Origin of the sequence: Herbaspirillum lusitanum (assembly GCF_026127345.1) — a bacterium.
Lineage (GTDB): Bacteria > Pseudomonadota > Gammaproteobacteria > Burkholderiales > Burkholderiaceae_D > Herbaspirillum > Herbaspirillum lusitanum.
In genome coordinates, this window is the sequence record NZ_QXFG01000008.1 from 332,590 (window position 1) to 347,536 (window position 14,947).

The following is a 14,947-nucleotide window of genomic DNA, read 5'->3' on the forward strand; positions in this document are numbered from 1 at the left end:
GTTTATCAGTAGAAAGTACGGCATGGCTTTTCAATCCTGGTTTGCATTTTTCCTGGCGGCTTGTCTGATCGCCATTTCTCCCGGTTCCGGCGCAGTCTTGTCGATGAGCCACGGCCTCAACTACGGCGTGCGCCGCACCAGTGCCACCATCCTCGGACTTGAACTCGCACTCGTGCTGATCCTGGTCATTGCCGGCGCCGGCGTGGGTTCGCTGCTGGTGGCGTCGGAAGCCGCCTTCAACACGATCAAGATCCTCGGCGCGGCCTACCTGATTTATCTCGGCTGGTCGCAATGGCGCTCGCCGGTGCATGTCGACGAAGCACAAGCGACGCGTCCTGCAGCACCGGCGGCATGGTGGCAGCGCACGGTCACAGGTTTCCTGACCAACGCCACCAATCCGAAGGGCATCGTTTTCATGGTCGCGGTCTTGCCGCAGTTCATCAACCATGAGCGTTCGCTGTGGCTGCAATTGCTGCTGATGGCGATCACGATGGTGGCGGTGGACCTGGTGGTGATGCACGGCTATGCCTTCGCGGCGAGCCGCATGCAGCGCTTCTTCCGGGATGCGAAGGCGGTGCGCATGCAGAACCGTTTTTTCGGCGGCGTGCTGATGCTGGTCGGCGCCGGCTTGTTTTTCTTCAAGCGCAGCCCGCAATGATGTGTTTCCGATAACGCTGTTGGCAATAATCCGACAGGCGTAAAAAAGCCCGCAGCGACCATGTCGCCTGCGGGCTTTTTATTGACACCTGGATTGCCGGAATTACTTGTCCTTCTTCAGGCACTCTTTCATGAAGGCTTTGCGGTCGTCGCCTTTCTTGCCGGTGGCGTCCTTGTTGCAGCTCTTCATCTTGTCTTGCTGCGTTGCCGGTGCGGCAGGAGCGGCCGGCTTGTTGGAGAGGCAATCCTTCATGAAGGCCTTGCGTTCGTCACCTTTTTTACCGGTGGCGTCCTTGTTACAGGTAGTCATCTTGCTTTGCTGGGCAGTCTGGGTTTGCGCCATGGCGACAGGGGCAAGCATGACGGGAGCGACGAGGGCGAGGGCGGCGATCAGTTTTTTCATGGGTTTCTCCATTCAGGGATAACGTGGGTTGTGCGGTTTGGATGCCGCGTTCTTACCTTGTTTTCTGCGCTTGGCACGACGGCATGGCCGTCGCTTGCCCTTGAACGTTTGCCAAACGGGCTGCGTTGACAGCGTCGCTACGCCGTTTTTTCAGCGCGGACAGGCAACGTCCCCCTCGGGGCACGCGGACAGCGCCTTGAGCTCCTTGGTGCGTTCCAGCGTCTTTTCCGTCAGGCAGGATTGCAGCGCCATGTTGTGCACCGAACCGCCGGCGCTGCGCGAGGTGGCATACTTGCATGACAGATCGCGGTATTTGATCCAGGCCAGCTGGACATCGCGGATCTGATTCTGCTGGGTCTTGTCGAGGCGCTTGCGGTAGTCGACGTAAGTCTGGTTCAGCTCGGCGTCGGCCTTGTTGAGCGCCTGGCTGGCGCATTCATCGATGTCGACCTGAGTTTGGATACTTTGGGCATTATTGCAATCCACAGCCCAGGCGCTGCTGCCGGCGATGGAGAAGGAGAGCAGCGCGACCGTGCGCCATAGGGACGTTTTCATGTTTTCCTCAACTTTATCTGGTGGCGAGTGTCTACTCTGCGGTAGGCAAAAGCAAGCGCTTTGCGCGGCAACATTGTTGCGAAGTGTTACGACGTGTTAGCAAGGCGCTGCGGTTTTTAGAAGTGTTGCCCGGCATCGAGTTCAATCGAAGATCAATCAATATTCAAGTGAAGACAGGATAAATTCATGGCGCTCAACTGGATCGCAGCTTTTAAACTGATACCGTGGGCCGACGTCGTCCAGGCCACACCAACCGTGGTGCGCGGCGCCAAGGATTTGTGGGCGCGCACGCGGGCAGGCAAGGCCAAATCAGCCATCGCCGAAGACGGCGCGACAGCGGAGCCGGGCAGCCCCGAACAGTTGGCGCAGCGCATCACGCAACTGGAAGCGGAGCAGGTCGACGCCTCGGCGCTGATCAATACGCTGGCCGAGCAGAACGCGCAATTGGTGGCTGCATTCGACAACCTGCGCAACAAGGTCAAACTGCTGGTCGCGGCGTGCGTCCTGCTGGCGTTGAGCAGCGCGGCCTTGTGGTTGCGCTAGCCCGGGATTGAAGTGATCAGGATTCAGGACCTCAACCAGGCCTGCGAGCGCATTGCTGTAAGCGATGTGAAATATCGCGTCGTCATCGACATGGCGGCGCCGGCGGCGTAAAAAAGTCAGCCACGCCGGCATGCGCTATGCTGTCGGCAATGGACGCGCTTGCCTGGGGATACAAGCATCAGATACTAGCCTCAGATAAGCCTCAGACAGGCGCGTCGTTTCCTTCTGATTTTCCGTCTGGAGTTGCATGTTTTTTCTATCGTTGCGCATGACGCGCCGTGACTGGCGCGCCGGTGAATTGCGCTTCCTGCTGATTGCCCTGATCGTCGCGGTGGCGGCATTGTCCTCGGTCGGTTTCTTCGTGGATCGCATGCGCGCCGGCCTCACGCGCGATGCGCACCAGTTGCTCGGCGCCGATCTGCTGGTCGGTGCGGACCAGCCGCTTGATCCGGCCTGGCTGGAGCAGGCCCGCCAACGCCAGTTGACGATGGCGCAGACGGTTGTGTTCCCGAGCATGGCGATTGCCGGCGAAGGCGATGCCGGCGCCAATGCGGCGCGCTCCATCCTGTCATCGATCAAGGCGGTTACCAGCGCCTATCCGTTGCGTGGACAACTGAAGCTGGCCGGCGCCGACGGCGCCGACCTTGCCGCGGACGGCGTCCCGCAAGCCGGCACGGTATGGGTCGATCCCAACATCCTCTCGGCCTTGCAAGTCAGGCAGGGAGATCCGCTCAAGCTGGGCGACAAGACCTTCCGCATCGCCGGCGTCATCTCGGTCGAGCCGGATCGCGGCAGCGCCTTCGTCAATTTCGCGCCGCGCGTGATGCTGTCTATGGACGATCTCGCCGCCACCGGCCTGGTCCAGTTCGGTTCACGGGTGACCTACCGCCTGCTGCTGGCCGGCGCGCCGGAGCAGATCAAGGCTTACCAGCAATGGCTGCAAAAGACCATCGACGGCGGCAACGTCAAGGGCGTGCGCATCGAATCGCTCGAATCAGGCCGTCCGGAAATGCGCGCCACGCTTGACCGCGCCGAACAATTCCTGTCGCTGGTCGGCCTGCTGTCGGCCTTGCTGGCGGCGGTTGCCGTGGCGATGGCGGCGCGCCGCTTCATGCTGCGGCATCTGGATGCTTGCGCCATGCTGCGCTGTTTTGGCATGACGCAAAATCAGGTCACGCTGATGTACCTGCAGGAATTCATCGTGGTCGGCCTGGCCGGCAGTGCGCTTGGCGTGCTGCTCGGTTTCGCCGCGCACTTCGCGCTGCTTGAATGGCTCGGTCGCTTCATGCCGACGGCGCTGCCGGCGGCAAGCTGGTGGCCGGCGCTGCAAGGCGTGGCGGTCGGCTTGCTGTTGCTGGTCGGGTTCGCCTTGCCGCCGCTGCTGCAACTGCGCAATGTGCCGCACAACCGCGTGATCCGGCGCGAAGCCTCGGCGCCGAAGGCGATGAGCATCGCCACTTACGCGCTGGGCATGCTGGTCTTTGCCGGATTGCTGCTGTGGCAGGCCGGCGATATCAAGCTCGGCGCCATGACGGCGGCCGGATTCCTCGGCGGGTTCGCGCTGTTTGCGCTGATTGCCTGGGCTTGCCTGCGCAGCGTGCAATCGCTGCGCGGCCTGTTCAACAACCAGAGCTGGCGCTTCGCCATCGACGGCTTGCAGCGCCGACCCGGCGCCACCACGATGCAGATCGTCGCGCTCGGTCTCGGCCTGATGGCCTTGCTGCTGCTGACGGTGATCCGCGGCGACCTGATCGGCGCCTGGCGCCAGGCCACGCCGGCCGATGCGCCGAACCGCTTCGTCATCAACATTCAGCCGGACCAGAAAGACATAGTCGAGCAAAAACTGAAGCAGGCAGGTTTGCAGCAGGCGCGCCTGTTCCCGATGATCCGCGGCCGTCTGGTGCAGATCAACGGCAAGCCCGTCACCAACGACACCTATCAGGAAGACCGCGCCAAGCGCCTGGTGGATCGCGAATTCAATCTATCGACCATGCGCGACCTGCCGGCGCAGAACACCATCGTCGGCGGCAAATGGTATGACGACAGCCGTCCCGAAGCGTCTGTGGAAGAGGGGCTGGCCAAGACGCTCAAGCTCAGCCTCGGCGACCGGTTGCAATTCGATATCGCCGGCCAGTTGGTCAGCGTACCGGTTACCAGCATCCGCAAGCTCGAATGGGGCTCGTTGCGGGTCAATTTCTTCGTCATCATCAATCCGGCGGCGATGCGCGAGATGCCGCAGACCTGGATCACCGCCTTCCACTTGCCGGACGCCAAGGCCGGGCTCGGCAACGTGCTCACGCGGGATTTCCCGAACCTGACGGTGGTTGATATCGGCAGCGTGCTCAAGCAGATCCAGGACATCGTCGACCAGGTGATTTCCGCAGTGGAATTCCTGTTCCTGTTCACGCTGACGGCCGGCGTGCTGGTCCTGTATGCGGCGCTGGTCGGCACCCAGGATGAGCGGGTGCGCGAAGCCGGCTTGCTGCGTGCGCTCGGCGCCACCCGGCAAGAGTTGGCAAAGGCGCAACGTATCGAGGTCATGCTGATCGGCAGCGTAGCCGGATTGCTGGCCGCCAGCGGCGCCGCCGGCATCGGCTGGGCGCTGGCGCATTACGTGTTCGACTTCGAATGGCGCTTCAGCCCGTGGTTGTGGCTGGCGGGCGCCGGCATCGGCATGGCGTGCGCCGTATTCGGCGGCTGGGCCGGCTTGCGCAATGTGCTGTCGAGGCCGCCGCTGCAGACTTTGCGCGAGGCATAAGGGCGCCATCACCGGAGACATGGCCGCACCGAAGCAGGTATCATCTCGGTCTATGCAAATCGAAGACCTTAATCAGCCGACCGTCTATGACATGATCGGCGGCGCGGAAAAGCTGCGCGCCATGGTGGATCGTTTCTACGATCTGATGGACCTCGAGCCGGAGTTCGCCGGCATCCGTGCGCTGCATCCGCCATCGCTGGACGGCTCGCGCGACAAGACCTACTGGTTCCTGTCCGGCTGGAGCGGCGGTCCCACCCTGTATACCGAGCGTTTCGGCCATCCGTTCCTGCGTGCGCGCCATCTGCCGTTCGCCATTGGCATTTCCGAGCGCGACCAGTGGCTGCGCTGCATGGCCTGGGCAATGGAAGACACCGGCCTCGACGAAGCGCTGCGCACGCGCCTGATGCAGTCGTTCTTTCAGACGGCCGACTGGATGCGCAACAAGCCTGACTAAACAAAAAGCACCGACATGACCCAGACTGAAATGATTCTCCTCGCCCTGATCGCCATCGGCATCGTACTGCAGATCGTGATCCTCCTGCGCGGCCGCGGCGGCATCGATATCGGCACGCCGTTGCAGCAGCTCAAGAGCGAGTTGCAACGCCATCAGCAAGATCTGGCCGAGCGCAGCGAACGCGAATTGCGCGACCAGCTGCAATCCAACGCACAAAGCACACGCCAGGAACTGGGCGGCAATTTCGGCCAGTTGCAGCAGACGTTGGCTGCGCAGATGACCAGCGTTGCGACCCTGCAGAACAACCAGATCGACAGCTTCGCCCAGCAACTGGTCAAGCTCAACGAAACAAACGCCCAGCAACTCGACGGCATGCGCCAGACCATGAACCTGCAAGCGCAGGCCAGCCGCGAAGAGCAGGCGGTCTCGCTCAAGCGTTTCGGCGATACGCTGAACCAGACGCTGACTACGCTGACCGAATCCAACGCGCAGCGCATGGCCGAAGTGCGCGCCACGCTGGAAGCCAAGATCAAGGACCTGCAGCTGGACAACGGCAACCGTCTCGAAGAGATGCGCAAGACCGTCGATGAGAAGCTGCATGCGACGCTGGAGCAGCGCCTCGGAGAATCCTTCAAGCTGGTCTCGGATCGTCTCGACAAGGTCCATCAGGGCCTGGGTGAAATGCAGCAGCTGGCGATCGGCGTGGGCGACTTGAAACGCGTGCTGACCAACGTCAAGACGCGCGGCACCTGGGGCGAAGTGCAGCTGGAAATGCTGCTGGAACAAATGCTCACTCCGGACCAGTACGCCAAGAACGTCGAGACCGTCCCCAACACCGGCGAGCGCGTCGAATTCGCGATCAAGCTGCCCGGCAACGATGATGGCGGCACGCCGGTGTGGATGCCGATCGACGCCAAGTTCCCCAAGGAACAATACGAACGCCTGGCCGAAGCCGCCGACCGTGCCGATGCAGAAGGCGTGGCGCAGGCAGGCCGCGAGCTGGAACGCGCCGTGCGCGGCGAAGCCAAGACCATCGCCGAAAAATATCTGTCGCCGCCCTTGACGACCGATTTCGCCATCCTGTTCCTGCCGACCGAAGGTCTGTATGCCGAAGTCATGCGCAGGCCGGGTTTGTCGGATGATTTGCAGCGTACCCATCGCGTCAGCATCGCGGGGCCGTCGACCTTGTCGGCCTTGCTGAACAGTTTGCAGATGGGGTTCCGCACACTGGCGCTGGAAAAGCGTTCGTCGGAAGTGTGGCAGGTGCTGGGTGCGGTGAAGACCGAGTTCGGCAAATTCGGCGATGTGCTGGCCGCGACCAAGAGTACGCTGGAACGCGCCGCCAAGAACATCGAGCAGGCCGAAACGCGCACGCGCCAGATGACGCGCAAATTGAAATCGGTGGAAGCCTTGCCGAGCGATACGGCGCAGAAATTGCTGGGCACCGCCGAACCGGAAATCGACGGCGACGGCCAGAGCGAACTGCTCTAGACGCTGAAGCGGCCCGGTCTGAAATAAATCAGCGGATCAAAAATTTCATCAGCAAGGAAAACAGCCTGCCGTAAGGCGGATTGAACAAGCGCATGACGTTGAAGCGGCTCTGCGTGAACACCGGCTTCATGTGCGAAAAGCGCCTGAAGCCTTCCTCTCCATGATAGGCGCCCATGCCGGATGCGCCGACTCCGCCGAAAGGCAAATTCTCTTGCGCAATGTGCAGCAGCGTGTCGTTGACCGTCACGCCGCCGGCGACCGTCTGCAACAAGACCTGGTCGATGGCGGTATCGCTTTTTGCAAACACATACAGCGCGAGCGGGCGCGGCCTGGCGTTGACGAAGGCGATCGCCTCGTCGAGATGCTCGTAAGTCACCAGCGGCAGCAACGGCCCGAAAATTTCTTCCTGCAGGATGCGTGCCTCCGGCGCGACTTGCGTCAGCGCCATCGGCGGCAACAATCGCGTCGATGGGTGCGGCGTATGCGTGGTCAGTTTCTCGACTGTCGCGCCGCCTTCGCGGGCATCGTCGAGCAGGGCTTGCAAGCGCGTGAAATGACGTTCATTGACGATGCTGGTGTAGTCGTCGATGGCCATGCGTTCGTCGTTGAGCGCAGGGTACATGCGCGCCACGACGGCGCGCGCGGCATCCACGAAATCACGTTCACGGCCGCGCGGGAGCAATACGTAATCGGGGGCGATGCAGGTCTGGCCGGCGTTGAGCAACTTGCCGTTCATGATCCGCGCGACGGCATGCTTGAAGTCGGCGTCGGCGGCGATGATGGCCGGCGACTTGCCGCCCAGCTCCAGCGTCACCGGCGTCAATCGCTCGCTGGCGATGCGCATGACCTCGCGGCCGACGGCGGTGGAGCCGGTGAAAATCAGATGGTCGAAGGCGAGGGCGCAGAATTCGCGGGAAAGGTCGACGCCGCCATTGATGACGATGATTTCGTCTTCGGAAAATGATTGCCGGATCAAGCGATCGAACAGCTCGCCGAAGGCCGGCGTGTTCTCCGACAGCTTGATCATCGCCAGGTTGCCGGCGGCCAGCGCGCAGGCCAGCGGACCGATGGTCAGCAGCAGCGGGTAATTCCACGGCGTGACGATGCCGACCACACCGAGCGGCTGCGGCAGCAGGCGATTGCCGGCCGGCTTGAACCAGATTGCCGCAGGCCTGACTTGCGGCTGCATCCAATGCTTGCCGTGGGCCAGAGCGTGATCGATGGCTTGCAGACTGGTGAAGACTTCGAGGAATTGCGTTTCGTGCTGCGAGCGATTGCCGAAGTCGGCGCTGATCGCCGCGGCAATGTCGTCGCGATGGCGCAGCAGCAGCTGACGCAGGCGTTGCAATCGGTCCTGGCGTTCTTCCCACGGCGTCGCCGGCTGCGCGCGCGAGCGCAGGTGCAGCCGGCCGAAGCGCGCGCGCAGCGTCATGGCTTCAGATCAGGCCGTCGAACAGCACGACCTGCACCGGATCGCCGGCCGCGACGTCGCCCTGGGCGTCATCAAGCACGATGATGCAGTTGGCATCGGACATCGAACGCAGGATGCCGGAGCCTTGCGCGCCAGTCAGCTTCACTTTCCATACACCATCGCTGTCGGGCGCCAGGATGCCGCGCTGATATTCGGTGCGGCCGGGCTTCTTGCGGATCGCGGACAGCGACGTCGCCTGCAGTCGCGGCAGCGGACTGGCGTCGGCGCCCGACATGCGCAACAAGGCGTCGCGGACGAAGAAATAGAAACTCACCATCACCGCCACCGGATTGCCGGGCAAGCCGAACAGGTAAGCGCCGCGATCGTGCGATGCGATGCGGCCGAAGGCCATTGGCCGGCCCGGGCGCATGCCGATTTTCCAGAACAGCATGTCGCCCAGCTTGGTCATGGTCTGCTTGGTGTAATCGGCTGCGCCGACCGAGACGCCGCCGGAAGTGATGACGGCGTCGGCGTGTTCGCAGGCGCTGCGGAAGGCTGCTCCCATGGCGACCGGATCATCCCGGACCACGCCCATGTCGATGATGTCGCAGCCCAGACGCGTGAGCATGCCGTACAGGGTGTAGCGGTTGGAGTCGTAGACGCAGCCCGGATCGAGCGGCTCGCCTACCGAGCGCAATTCGTCCCCGGTCGAGAAGAAGGCCACGCGCAGGCGACGCTGCACCGGAATCTCTGCCACGCCCAGCGAGGCCAGCATGCCGATATCGGCCGGGCGCAGGATCTTGCCGGCGCGCAGTGCAGTTTGACCATTGCGCAGGTCTTCGCCGCGCAAGCGGCGGTTGTCGCCGCGTCGCACCCTGCCGGCCGGGATGGTCACGGACGCATCGGTCTGATTCTCGGTAAATTCCTGTGGGATGACGGTATCGCAATCGGCCGGCATGGCGGCGCCGGTCATGATGCGCACGCATTCCCCGGCGGCCACGGCGCCGTCGAACTGCTGGCCGGCATGGACGCTGCCGACGATGCGCAGCGTCAGTGTCCGGTTGCCCGCGAGATCGTCGCCGCGCAGCGCATAGCCGTCCATGGCGGAGTTGTCGTTGGCGGGCACGTCGATGGTCGAGATGATGTCGGCCGCCAGCGTGCGGTCCAGCGCACTGCGGATGGCGACGCGTTCGATCGAAGAGATCGGCTGCACGAAATCGTGGATGATTTTTTGCGCCTGCGGCACGGTCATCGCATCCGGGTCATAGCCGGATACGCAACTGACGATGTCGGAGAGGGAGAGTCGAGTCATTTATCCTGATTCCAGTTGGCGCAGCTCTTGCAGCGTGTTGATGTTGCTGAAGGCGGCTTCGTCGTCGAAGCGGACTTCGGCGGTGCGGATGCCGGCAAACCAGCGGTCCATTTTGCGGCCGTCCTGTTGCAGGTAGCCGGTCAGCGACGGCAGCAGCGTTTTCCTGAGCAGGCAGAATACCGGATGACGCTGAAAATCGGCTTGGTCAATGCGGCCGGTGACGGTGACGGTGACGGTGACGGCGATGGCGGCGTCGGCCTGCTGTTCGATCAACGCAGTTGCCAGCCGTGCAACCAAATCTGCCGGCAGCAATGGGGAGTCGCAAGGTACCGCGGCCAGGTAGTCGGTGGCGCAATGCGTCAGGCCGCTATGCAGGCCCGCCAGCGGGCCGGGGAAGTCGGGCAGGAGGTCGGGCCATACCGGCAGATTGAACGCCGCATAGTCGTTCTGATGACGGTTGGCGTTGATCGCCAGCGTGCCGGTCTGGCCGGCCAGGCGCTCAATCACGTGCGCCGTCAGCGGCTTGCCGCGGAACAACTGCAGGCCCTTGTCGACATGGCCCATGCGGGCGCCGCGTCCGCCTGCCAGTACGAGGCCGGTAATCTGTTCGGGGAGAATTGCAGCGACGACGGCCATGGCCATCAGCCGCCGATGTATGACATTTCGACTTTGCGGACTTGCGGCATCGATGTCGTGGACGAACCTTTTTGTTCGCTGCGCAGTTCGGAATAGCGGTCGCCGCGGGCGCCCCAGATGGCGGTGATGGCGGAGGAGATTTCCGCATCGCTGCGCTCTCCGCGCAACAGGCCGCGCAGGTCGTGGCCTTCGCCTGCGAACAGGCAGGTGTAGATTTTTCCTTCGGTGGACAGGCGCGCGCGGCTGCAATCCTGGCAGAACGCCTGGGTGACGCTGGAAATGACGCCGATTTCACCACTGCCGTCTTGATAGCGCCAGCGTTGCGCGGTCTCGCCGGTGTAGTTGGCGTCGATCGCTTCGAGCGGAAGTTCGGCATGGATGCGGCGGATCACTTCGCTGGACGGCACCACCTCATCCATGCGCCAGCCGTTCGAGCTGCCGACGTCCATGTATTCGATGAAGCGCAGGGTGAACGGCGTGTCCTTGAAGTGGCGCGCCATCGTCAGAATTTCGTGGTCGTTGACGCCTTTCTTGACCACCATGTTGATCTTGATCGGGCCGAGGCCGACCTTGTGCGCGACATCGAGGCCGTGCAGGATCTGCGAGACCGGGACGTCGACGTCGTTCATGCGCTTGAAGTTGGCGTCGTCCATCGCGTCCAGCGAGACCGTGACGCGCTTGAGGCCGGCATCCTTCAACGCCTGCGCCTTTTGCGCCAGCAGCGTGCCGTTGGTGGTCAGGGTCAGATCGAGCTCGCGGCCGTCGGGCGTGCGCAGTTCGTGCAGCATGCCGATCAGGCGTTCCAGGTGCTTGCGCAGCAGCGGCTCGCCGCCGGTCAGGCGGATCTTCTCGACGCCGTGGGCGACAAACAGCGTGGCCAGGCGGGTGATTTCTTCAAACGACAGCAGGGAAGAGTGCGGCAGGAAGCTGTAGTCCTTGTCGAACACTTCCTTGGGCATGCAATACACGCAGCGGAAATTGCAGCGGTCGGTGACCGAAATGCGCAGGTCGTGCAACGGGCGCATCAAGGCATCGGCGAGGAAGCCGGACGGCGCTTCCAGCAGCGCGGGCACAGCGGCATGGCTGGCATTGACGCGTTCGTCGATGATCGGAATGATGCGTTTGTTCATACTCGCTACGATAGCATGCGGCGGAGAATTCGGCAGTGTACAGAGCGGCCGGAGCGAGGTGTGTACAGTGCGGACATAGACACTATTTACTTGCTTTTTTGCAATGATGCAGGCGCACATTCCGCCGGCGGCAGACGAGAAAAAAGGGAGTTCTCACTCCCTTTTTTCCTTGCTGCGCGGTGCTTGCTAAGGCATCAACGACGGGTTTCGACCTGGACCAGAGGGTCAGTCGATTGCGGCGGCAATGGCTTGCGTTCACGCGGCACATGCGGAGCAGGCACGATCAGGGCTGCGGCGGCCTGGGCTGCGCGCAGTTTTTCCGGATCGGTGCTGGCCAGGGTCAGACCGGCCGACGACAGCATGTCGTTGAGGTCATTCCATTGCTTGCCGTTGGAGGCTGCCGGAGCAGCAGCGACCGGAGCCGGGGCAGGAGTCGGCGCCGGCGCTGGGGCAGGAGCAACAACTACCGGGGCCGCTTCAACCGCTTGCGGTGCCGGTGCAACTACCGGTGCCGCGGGAGCCGGTTCCACGGCTGCCGGAGCAGTCGCTTCAAGAGGCGCAACCGGTGTGGCTTCAACCACAGGTTCAGCGGCGGCAGGTGCAGGCGCTTCAACAGGGGCTGCTGTTTCCTGAACAGGCGCCGGAGCAGCTGGGGCAGGTGCAGGTGCAGGTGCAGCTTCGGCAGGCGCTTCAACTACCGGAGCAGCTTGTACTGCGACCGGAGCTGCAGCAGGGGCAGGAGCTGGAGTCGGAGCCGCAGCCGGTGTTGCAGCAGGAGCCTTTTCGTACCATGGACGCTCGTTGTCGTCGGCAGGCGCAGCGACAGTTGCAGCTGGGGCGGCAACTGGCGCCGACTCTTCGCCATCCGCGCCTTCAGCGGATTCGCCATCGGCATTTTCACCGCCGTTTTCACCGTCGCGATCGCGACGATTGCGGTTGCGGCCGCCACGACGACGACGACGGCGTGGTTCGCCTTCTTCGGTTGTGCCTTCGACCTGATTGCCTGCGACCTGTGCGGTTTCAACGCCTTCGACGTCAGTCACTGCGACAGCGGCAACACCGGTTGCCAGAGCGGCTTCCAATGGCAATCCGTCTTCCGCTTTCGGCAGGTCCTTGCGCTCTTCGCGTGGTGGACGCGGCGTGCGCGGTTGACGTGGTTCACGTGCTTCGCTGCCTTCGCGCGGTTCACGAGCTTCCTTCGGCTCACGCGGTTCACGGCCTTCGCGCGGCTGGCGTGGTTCACGTGGTTCGCGCGGCTCACGATCGTTGCGGCCTTCTGCGCCTTCACGCGGCTCGCGTGGTTCGCGGGCTTCCTTCGGTTCGCGCGGTGGGCGCGGCGGACGTGCCGGCTTGCCTTCGTATTCCTGCTTGCCGGATTCGTCGCGGGCGGTTTTCTCAGGTGCCGCGCCGCCGTCGCGCTCTTCGCGCTCGTTGCGGTTGCGGCCGTTGCGGTTGCGACCGTTACGGTTGCGGCTGTTGCGGTCGGCGTGGTCGCGTTTTTGCGGGCTCTTGGTTTCGACCGGGGCGACAGCAGGCGTTGCTTCCACCGGCTTGGCGCGGAAGAAGCTCCAGATCTTGTTGAAGAAGCCTGATTCCGGCGCCAGCGTCGGCGGTGGTTCAACCGGCGTCGCGACCTTGCGCTCGACGATAGGCGCAGGCTGGTCAGGGGTAATGCCCTTGACGACGGCTTCCTGGCGCGGCTTGATGTCTTCCTTCTGGCGCTTGCTGTAACCGATGTCGGTTTCGGCTTGTTCGGCCATGGAGTAGCTGGCTTGAGCGTCGTCCAGGCGCGGATCGTCGTGCTTGATGCGCTCGAGCTTGTAGTGCGGGGTTTCCAGATGCTTGTTCGGGATCATGATGACCGTCACGCGGTGGCGTGTTTCGATCTTCAGGATTTCGCCGCGCTTTTCGTTCAGCAGGAAAGCGGCGACGTCGACCGGGGCCTGCACGTGGATGGCGGCGGAATTCTCCTTCATTGCTTCTTCCTGGATGATGCGCAGGACTTGCAATGCGGACGATTCGGTGTCGCGGATGTGGCCGGTGCCGTTGCAGCGCGGGCAGGTCACGTGGCTGCCTTCGGACAGCGACGGACGCAGGCGCTGGCGCGACAGTTCCATCAGGCCGAAACGCGAGATCTTGCCCATCTGGACGCGCGCACGGTCGTGGTGCAGGGCGTCTTTGAGGCGGGATTCGACTTCACGCTGGTTCTTGGCGTTTTCCATGTCGATGAAGTCGATGACGATCAGGCCGCCCAGATCGCGCAAGCGCAATTGGCGGGCCACTTCGTCGGCGGCTTCAAGGTTGGTGTAGAACGCGGTGGTTTCGATGTCGCTGCCGCGGGTGGCGCGCGCCGAGTTGACGTCGACCGAGACCAGCGCTTCGGTGTGATCGATCACGATGGCGCCGCCGGAAGGCAACGGCACGGTGCGCGAGTACGCGGTTTCGATCTGGTGTTCGATCTGGAAGCGCGAGAACAGTGGCACGTCGTCGTGGTAGCGCTTGACGCGGTGGACCATGTCCGGCATCACGTGCGCCATGAACTGCTGGGCTTGTTCGTGGATGTCGTCGGTGTCGATCAGGATTTCGCCGATGTCAGGCTGGAAATAGTCGCGGATCGCGCGGATCACCAGCGAGGATTCCTGATAAATCAGGAAAGCGCCGGAGCCGGACTGGCCGGCGCCTTCGATGGCGCGCCAGAGTTGCATCAGGTAGTTCAGGTCCCACTGCAGTTCGTCGACGTTGCGGCCGATGCCTGCGGTGCGGGCGATGACGGACATGCCGTTGGGCAGGTCCAGCTTGTCCATGGTTTCGCGCAGTTCCTGGCGATCTTCGCCTTCGACCCGGCGCGATACGCCGCCGCCGCGCGGATTGTTCGGCATCAGGACCAGGTAACGGCCGGCCAGGGAGATGAACGAGGTCAGGGCTGCGCCCTTGTTGCCGCGTTCTTCCTTCTCGACCTGGACGATGATTTCCTGGCCTTCGCGCAGGGCTTCCTTGATGGAAGCGTTGCGGACGTCGATGCCTTCCTTGAAATAGGTGCGGGCGACTTCCTTGAATGGCAGGAAGCCGTGGCGCTCTTCGCCGTAATTGACGAAGCAGGCTTCGAGCGAAGGCTCGATGCGGGTGATGACGCCTTTGTAAATGTTGGATTTACGCTGTTCGCGTCCGGTGGCTTCGATATCGATGTCGATCAGCTTTTGACCGTCAACGATGGCTACGCGCAATTCTTCCTGCTGCGTAGCATTGAACAACATACGTTTCATGTTTCACTCCGTGGCACTGAGGCCGCTTTATTGATGCACGATGAATGCATCAAAAGTACAAGGATGTACGCGAGAACGAAGTGATTGGGGGAGGGAATTGCCTTAGTGTGTGGAGCGCGCCAGGGTGGCGGCACTCATGCACAACGGGGCGCGGATGCGGTGAACCGGGAAGCCGAGCAGCTCCGTATCCACGCGCGCCGTTCCGCATGGGGCGGTCACGGCAGCTGTGGACGGTAAGCTATATGTTTGAGCCAAACGAAGCATTATTCTAAAAGTTGGCAAATCGGCGAATCGGGTTCACTTGCATCAACCGGCAAGCACTTCGTTTTTCAAC

The 14,947-nt window shown here is 62.7% G+C and carries 12 protein-coding genes; 5 read left to right on the top strand and 7 right to left on the bottom strand.

Annotation, left to right across the window (positions count from 1 at the left end):
* Positions 1–22: 22 nt before the first annotated feature.
* Positions 23–658 carry a LysE family transporter gene (locus tag DXT88_RS10000; protein WP_265213100.1) on the top strand — a complete coding sequence of 212 codons (636 nt, stop codon included), beginning with the start codon at positions 23–25 and terminating at the stop codon, positions 656–658.
* Positions 659–760: 102 nt separating this feature from the next.
* Here DXT88_RS10000 and DXT88_RS10005 read toward each other — a convergent pair whose 3' ends face one another.
* Positions 761–1,060, bottom strand: coding sequence for a PsiF family protein (locus DXT88_RS10005; protein ID WP_016835008.1), 300 nt, complete (start codon positions 1,058–1,060; stop codon positions 761–763).
* 150 nt (positions 1,061–1,210) lie between these two features.
* Entirely contained in the window at positions 1,211–1,615 is a 405-nt protein-coding gene (locus DXT88_RS10010) for a lysozyme inhibitor LprI family protein (RefSeq protein ID WP_265213104.1), read from the bottom strand.
* 186 nt (positions 1,616–1,801) lie between these two features.
* Between DXT88_RS10010 and DXT88_RS10015 the strand changes: the two genes are divergently transcribed.
* From DXT88_RS10015 to rmuC, 4 genes are all read left to right on the top strand, one after another.
* On the top strand, positions 1,802–2,158 hold the full coding sequence (locus DXT88_RS10015; protein ID WP_016835010.1) for a hypothetical protein: 357 nt from the start codon (positions 1,802–1,804) through the stop codon (positions 2,156–2,158).
* A 247-nt stretch (positions 2,159–2,405) separates the two neighbouring features.
* Positions 2,406–4,916, top strand: coding sequence for an ABC transporter permease (locus tag DXT88_RS10025; protein WP_265213107.1), 2,511 nt, complete (start codon positions 2,406–2,408; stop codon positions 4,914–4,916).
* A gap of 52 nt (positions 4,917–4,968) precedes the next feature.
* Positions 4,969–5,370: a group II truncated hemoglobin gene (locus DXT88_RS10030; protein WP_265213109.1), complete on the top strand. Its 402-nt coding sequence runs from the start codon at positions 4,969–4,971 to the stop codon at positions 5,368–5,370.
* Between the two features lie 15 nt (positions 5,371–5,385).
* Positions 5,386–6,861: a DNA recombination protein RmuC gene (rmuC, locus tag DXT88_RS10035; RefSeq protein ID WP_265213111.1), complete on the top strand. Its 1,476-nt coding sequence runs from the start codon at positions 5,386–5,388 to the stop codon at positions 6,859–6,861.
* A gap of 28 nt (positions 6,862–6,889) precedes the next feature.
* On the opposite strand, the gene DXT88_RS10040 is transcribed toward rmuC, so the two are convergent.
* The 5 genes from DXT88_RS10040 to DXT88_RS10060 all read right to left on the bottom strand — a co-directional run bounded on the left by DXT88_RS10040 (position 6,890) and on the right by DXT88_RS10060 (position 14,613).
* Positions 6,890–8,293 (bottom strand): coniferyl aldehyde dehydrogenase, encoded by a 1,404-nt coding sequence (locus DXT88_RS10040; protein WP_265213113.1) that lies wholly within the window; start codon positions 8,291–8,293, stop codon positions 6,890–6,892.
* Positions 8,294–8,297: 4 nt separating this feature from the next.
* Positions 8,298–9,584, bottom strand: coding sequence for a molybdopterin molybdotransferase MoeA (gene moeA / locus DXT88_RS10045; protein WP_265213114.1), 1,287 nt, complete (start codon positions 9,582–9,584; stop codon positions 8,298–8,300).
* Complete coding sequence (mobA, locus tag DXT88_RS10050) at positions 9,585–10,226, bottom strand: molybdenum cofactor guanylyltransferase MobA (protein WP_265213116.1); 642 nt, start codon at positions 10,224–10,226, stop codon at positions 9,585–9,587. It lies immediately after the preceding gene.
* A complete protein-coding gene (moaA, locus tag DXT88_RS10055; RefSeq protein WP_265213118.1) occupies positions 10,226–11,350 on the bottom strand; it encodes a GTP 3',8-cyclase MoaA in 1,125 nt (374 codons plus the stop codon). The genes mobA and moaA overlap by 1 nt, the downstream gene beginning before the upstream one ends.
* Positions 11,351–11,544: 194 nt before the next feature.
* Positions 11,545–14,613: an Rne/Rng family ribonuclease gene (locus DXT88_RS10060; protein ID WP_265213120.1), complete on the bottom strand. Its 3,069-nt coding sequence runs from the start codon at positions 14,611–14,613 to the stop codon at positions 11,545–11,547.
* Between the last annotated feature and the right edge of the window lie 334 nt (positions 14,614–14,947).

What these genes read in the sequence shown, in the direction of transcription:
- DXT88_RS10000 (WP_265213100.1), top strand. Translation starts at nt 23, where the DNA reads ATGGCTTTTCAATCCTGGTTTGCATTTTTCCTGGCGGCTTGTCTGATC.
- DXT88_RS10005 (WP_016835008.1), bottom strand. Translation starts at nt 1,060, where the DNA reads ATGAAAAAACTGATCGCCGCCCTCGCCCTCGTCGCTCCCGTCATGCTT.
- DXT88_RS10010 (WP_265213104.1), bottom strand. Translation starts at nt 1,615, where the DNA reads ATGAAAACGTCCCTATGGCGCACGGTCGCGCTGCTCTCCTTCTCCATC.
- DXT88_RS10015 (WP_016835010.1), top strand. Translation starts at nt 1,802, where the DNA reads ATGGCGCTCAACTGGATCGCAGCTTTTAAACTGATACCGTGGGCCGAC.
- DXT88_RS10025 (WP_265213107.1), top strand. Translation starts at nt 2,406, where the DNA reads ATGTTTTTTCTATCGTTGCGCATGACGCGCCGTGACTGGCGCGCCGGT.
- DXT88_RS10030 (WP_265213109.1), top strand. Translation starts at nt 4,969, where the DNA reads ATGCAAATCGAAGACCTTAATCAGCCGACCGTCTATGACATGATCGGC.
- rmuC (WP_265213111.1), top strand. Translation starts at nt 5,386, where the DNA reads ATGACCCAGACTGAAATGATTCTCCTCGCCCTGATCGCCATCGGCATC.
- DXT88_RS10040 (WP_265213113.1), bottom strand. Translation starts at nt 8,293, where the DNA reads ATGACGCTGCGCGCGCGCTTCGGCCGGCTGCACCTGCGCTCGCGCGCG.
- moeA (WP_265213114.1), bottom strand. Translation starts at nt 9,584, where the DNA reads ATGACTCGACTCTCCCTCTCCGACATCGTCAGTTGCGTATCCGGCTAT.
- mobA (WP_265213116.1), bottom strand. Translation starts at nt 10,226, where the DNA reads ATGGCCATGGCCGTCGTCGCTGCAATTCTCCCCGAACAGATTACCGGC.
- moaA (WP_265213118.1), bottom strand. Translation starts at nt 11,350, where the DNA reads ATGAACAAACGCATCATTCCGATCATCGACGAACGCGTCAATGCCAGC.
- DXT88_RS10060 (WP_265213120.1), bottom strand. Translation starts at nt 14,613, where the DNA reads ATGAAACGTATGTTGTTCAATGCTACGCAGCAGGAAGAATTGCGCGTA.